Genomic DNA, 4514 nt, shown 5'->3' on the forward strand with positions numbered 1-4514 from the left:
CGCGTAAAGCCCTCTCTAAAGCGTCTGGTGACATATTCCACGTCTCAGGCTCTGAATCGATAAAAACAGGTACAGCGTTCTCATAAATAATGGGATTTGCACTCGCCACAAACGTCAAACTTGAACAAAACACAACATCACCAGCCTGTACATCCAAAAGAAGAAGCGCCAGATGAATCGCTGCTGTTCCCGAACTTACCGCTGCCGCATCCCGGACTCCCGTATACTTCGCAATCTCACGCTCAAACCCATCCACATTCGGGCCAAGCGGTGCAATCCAGTTCGTTTCAAATGCATCATTAATATATTTCTGTTCCTCACCGCTCATATGCGGGGATGACAAGTAAATTTTTGGCTGTTTATTCACTAAACGGTCCTCCTTTAATTATGTAAAATAAAGTTTTTTCCACCTTTTACATTATACCGTATCTGTATAAAAGTGTAAGTATTTAGAATTATAATAATAGTTATAATATTTAATATGGATTTATCATACTAGGAAAATATTCATATGCACCTATCTATAAAAACATTCATTATGCTAAGTGTCTAGCTAGAGGAGCATGTATTAAGTAGTTATTTTAGAATACAATATCAAGAAAATATAGGACAAATTACTAAAATAGATATAGACTCACTAATTATATCAGACTATAATCAACATTAATAATACATCTTTCATCACTGACAGGTCAACAAAGGAGGACCGGTATTGACCCTGTCAAAAATATTAAAAACATTCTGTTAGGAGGAGTGAAAGTGAAAAAGCAGCTTATGGTATTGGCCGCTGCGTCTGTTCTCACGTTTTCGCAATTTGTAGCCCCTGCTTTGACAATAGACAACGTACAGGCAACGACACAAGAAACGAACAATATGAAGAAAAAGAGCAAAGGCTACAAACCTACTGCGGCAAATGAGCCAATTAAAGTAGAAGGCAAAAAAACAGACAAGCAATACAAAAACACGCAGGAAGAAATCGTTAAAGCAAAAGAAGGTAAAGTCTCTGTTAGCGATAAAAAACCTGTCCATATCGCAGATGCTTCAAAAAAATATGCGAAAGGCGAACTAATCGTTAAATTCAAACGCGGCAATGGCCCATCCAGCATCGGAACAGCCGGACGCGCTCTTGAGTTAAAAAGCCAAAAAACGTTCAAAACATCCGGTGCTCATCTTTACACATTCAATGCGTCAAAAAAATCAGTAGATGAAGCGATTAAAACATTGAAAGCAACAGGCGCTTTTGAATATGTAGAGCCTAACTATATTGTCAAAGCAACAACCATTTCTGACCCTCTTTATTCCAATCAATGGGGAGCTAACAATACTGGACAAGCCATTCAAGGCTGGACCGGGTTAAACGGATTTGATATCGATGCAGAAACAGCCTGGGGCAAAACACTGGGTGACTCGTCACTTGTTGTCGGTGTGATCGATACGGGAACCGATATTAACCATCCAGATCTTGCCGACAACATTTGGACAAACTCAGGTGAAATTCCAAATGACGGACTCGATAATGATGGCAACGGCTATATCGATGATGTAAACGGATGGGACTTCTATTACGCGGACAACTCCGTTTATGACTACAGCTGGGAAGACGGTCACGGGACACACGTATCGGGCACTATTGCAGCCAATGACAACTCGATCGGCGTACGCGGCATCGCACCAAACGTCAAAATTATGCCACTTAAATTTCTAGGTGGTTATGATGGTTCAGGTTATACATCTGACGCCATTCTTGCAATTGAATACGCAAAAGCAAAAGGCGTGAAAATTTTGAACAACTCTTGGGGCGGCGGGGAGTACAGCACAGCCTTAAAAGAAACAATTGAAAATTCAGGAACGCTGTTCATTGCGGCAGCTGGTAACGACGGTACCAACACAGATGCCTATCCAGAATACCCAGCAAGCTACGACAGCGACAATATTTTGTCTGTCGGTTCAGCAGACAATGACGGCTTTAGATCCTGGTTTTCAAACTACGGTGTCAACACAGTGGATGTATTTGCGCCTGGTGGAGATATTATCAGTACTGTTCCAAAAGAAGACAGCGCGCTGGATTATTCGGCAGCTTATGGCTATAAGAGCGGTACATCCATGGCAACACCACACGTATCAGGCGTTGCAGCCCTTATTGCCAGTCATTCACCGTCACTCACACCTTTGGCAATAAAAAGTACGATCATGCAGACATCAACAGAATATAATTCTCTCTATTATTATTCACAAACAGGCGGGCTTATTAATGCTGGAAAAGCGGTCGGCTATTCACCGGACAACGATATTCCAGGCCTTCCGCTTTCCGGACAACATACGGCCGGTACATTGCATGCAACAGAGGATCTCGATGACGTCTTTGCCGTCACACTCGATGCAAAAGAAAAAATTAAATTGGACTTAACAGGCGCATCCGGAACAGACTTTGATCTTTACTTATTCAACCCGGCAGCACAAACAGTTCACACGAGTCAAAACATTATTGCCTATTCAGAACAAGCAGGCACTTCAACGGAATCCATTGAATTCATCGCGCCACACGATGGAACATATTACATTGACGTATACGCCTATGCAGGGAACGGCAGCTACGACTTACATGTCGTACAAGGGGCACAAGCAGGCGCATACGAAAATACGGCGTATGAACTGAATTACACAAACCGTCACTATCCAAACATCTGTTACGGCGGCTATTGTGACTGGACACTCGTAAACGACAGCCTTGCATCCGGCGGCAACTATGCCACAATGAACGATAGCGAAAAAACCGTCAAATTCGCCTTCTATGGCAAAGGCATCAAATACAATGCCATTAAAGGCAGTACAAACGGCATCGCCAAAGTTACTATAGATGGCCAATATGAATACTTTGTTGACCTGTATTTCTCAACCACAGCAGCTGCAACAGTATTCGAAAAAACAGACCTAGAGCCAGGCCGCCACACCTTCCAAATCGAATGGACAGGCAAAGCGGGCAATGGGGGACGGAAGACAGCGACAAATGTGACGCTCGATACACTTGAAGTCATTGGAGAACAAACGGAAACAGTTGTAGAGGATGACAATGCGAATGTGAAATATGGGGAAACATGGAGTAAAGCAACTAGTTCCACTTATAGCGGTGGCAGCTTAGCTTATATTAATAAGACAGGGGCATCCGCAACATTCAAATTTAATGGTACTGGAATTAAATATTATGCTTTAAAAAGCCGCAACTACGGATTTGTTGATGTATACATTGATGATGTCAAAGTAGAAACAGTAAATCTCTATAGTTCAGCTAGTAAGTATAAACAACTCGTTTTCGAAAAAAATGATTTAACAGCCGGCGAACATATAATTAAGATTATATCAACCGGAACAAAAGACCCGAGCTCAACGTCAACGAATATTAATATCGATAACTTTATTGTATTGAACGCGGGGACAAGTATCAAAATCGAAGATAATGATCCATTTATGAAATATGTCAACACATGGTTAAATGCCTCAAATACAGTTTACAACGGTGGTACTTTAAAGTATACAAACATTGCCAATTCAAGCGTGGAGTATACGTTTAATGGGACAGGGGTTGCCTATTATACGAGTCAAGCATCTAGCTATGGACAAGCAAACGTCTACATCGATAACAATCTAGTTGATACTGTAGATTTATACAATAAACCTACAAAACATAAAGCAAAAGTATTTGAATCAGCCAGTCTGGTGCCAGGTAATCACACGATCAAGATTGTTCACACTGGCCTAAAGAACGCTTCTTCTTCTGCTACAAACATTACCTTAGATTATCTTGAAATTAAAAATTAACAACAGATAAAAAAAAGCGTGTACTCTATATTTGTAACTGACATTCCGCATGTCATAATCTAACAATTCCATTAAATTGCCGTGGTTCCTTTATGGCCCCAAAATTCTAAAATAAATCACCGCACTAAAGTAAATGAATCTAAAAATGCCCCAGCCGGCCACAGCCCGCTGGGTTCATTTTAAACGTGCAATGATTTCGCCTTCAACATCTTACCAATAATATGAATGACACGCTCTTGCTGTTCTATTGTCATATTTGACCCTGACGGCAAACAAACCCCATTATCAAACAACTCATATGACACACTTCTGCCTTCTTCATGAGTATAATACTTCGCCCCTTCAAACAACGGTTGCAAGTGCAACGGCTTCCAGACAGGACGTGCTTCTATGTTCTCCGCAGATAATGCATCAATCAGCTCCATCGGTGTAAATCCAACCTTCTCTGGGTCAATCGTCAGCGTCGTCAGCCAGCGGTTATGTTTAAATCCTTCTAAATCCGGCATAAATTCAAACCCATCTATATCACCGAATGCTTCCACATACCGATCAAAGATCACACGGCGCGCATGCACACGCTCATCCAGCACTTCCAACTGTGCACGGCCAACTCCCGCTAAAATGTTGCTCATCCGGTAATTATAGCCTAATTCACTATGCTGATAATGGGGAGCTGGATCACGTGCCTGTGTCGCTAA

Annotated in this window: 3 protein-coding genes; 1 reads left to right on the forward strand and 2 read right to left on the reverse strand. The window is 41.7% G+C overall.

Annotation, left to right across the window (positions count from 1 at the left end; genetic code table 11):
- On the reverse strand, window positions 1–328 hold a 328-nt coding region (locus BLL40_RS16630; protein ID WP_245797992.1), incomplete at its 3' end, for an aminotransferase class I/II-fold pyridoxal phosphate-dependent enzyme.
- A 431-nt stretch (window positions 329–759) separates the two neighbouring features.
- Here BLL40_RS16630 and BLL40_RS16635 point away from each other — a divergent pair.
- Window positions 760–3816: a S8 family serine peptidase gene (locus BLL40_RS16635; RefSeq protein ID WP_073712960.1), complete on the forward strand. Its 3057-nt coding sequence runs from the start codon at window positions 760–762 to the stop codon at window positions 3814–3816.
- Window positions 3817–3995: 179 nt separating this feature from the next.
- On the opposite strand, the gene BLL40_RS16640 is transcribed toward BLL40_RS16635, so the two are convergent.
- Window positions 3996–4514: DegT/DnrJ/EryC1/StrS family aminotransferase (locus tag BLL40_RS16640; RefSeq protein ID WP_173799946.1), on the reverse strand; the 519-nt coding region annotated here is incomplete at its 5' end.

This window comes from Domibacillus mangrovi, from assembly GCF_001906925.1.
GTDB lineage: Bacteria > Bacillota > Bacilli > Bacillales > Domibacillaceae > Domibacillus > Domibacillus mangrovi.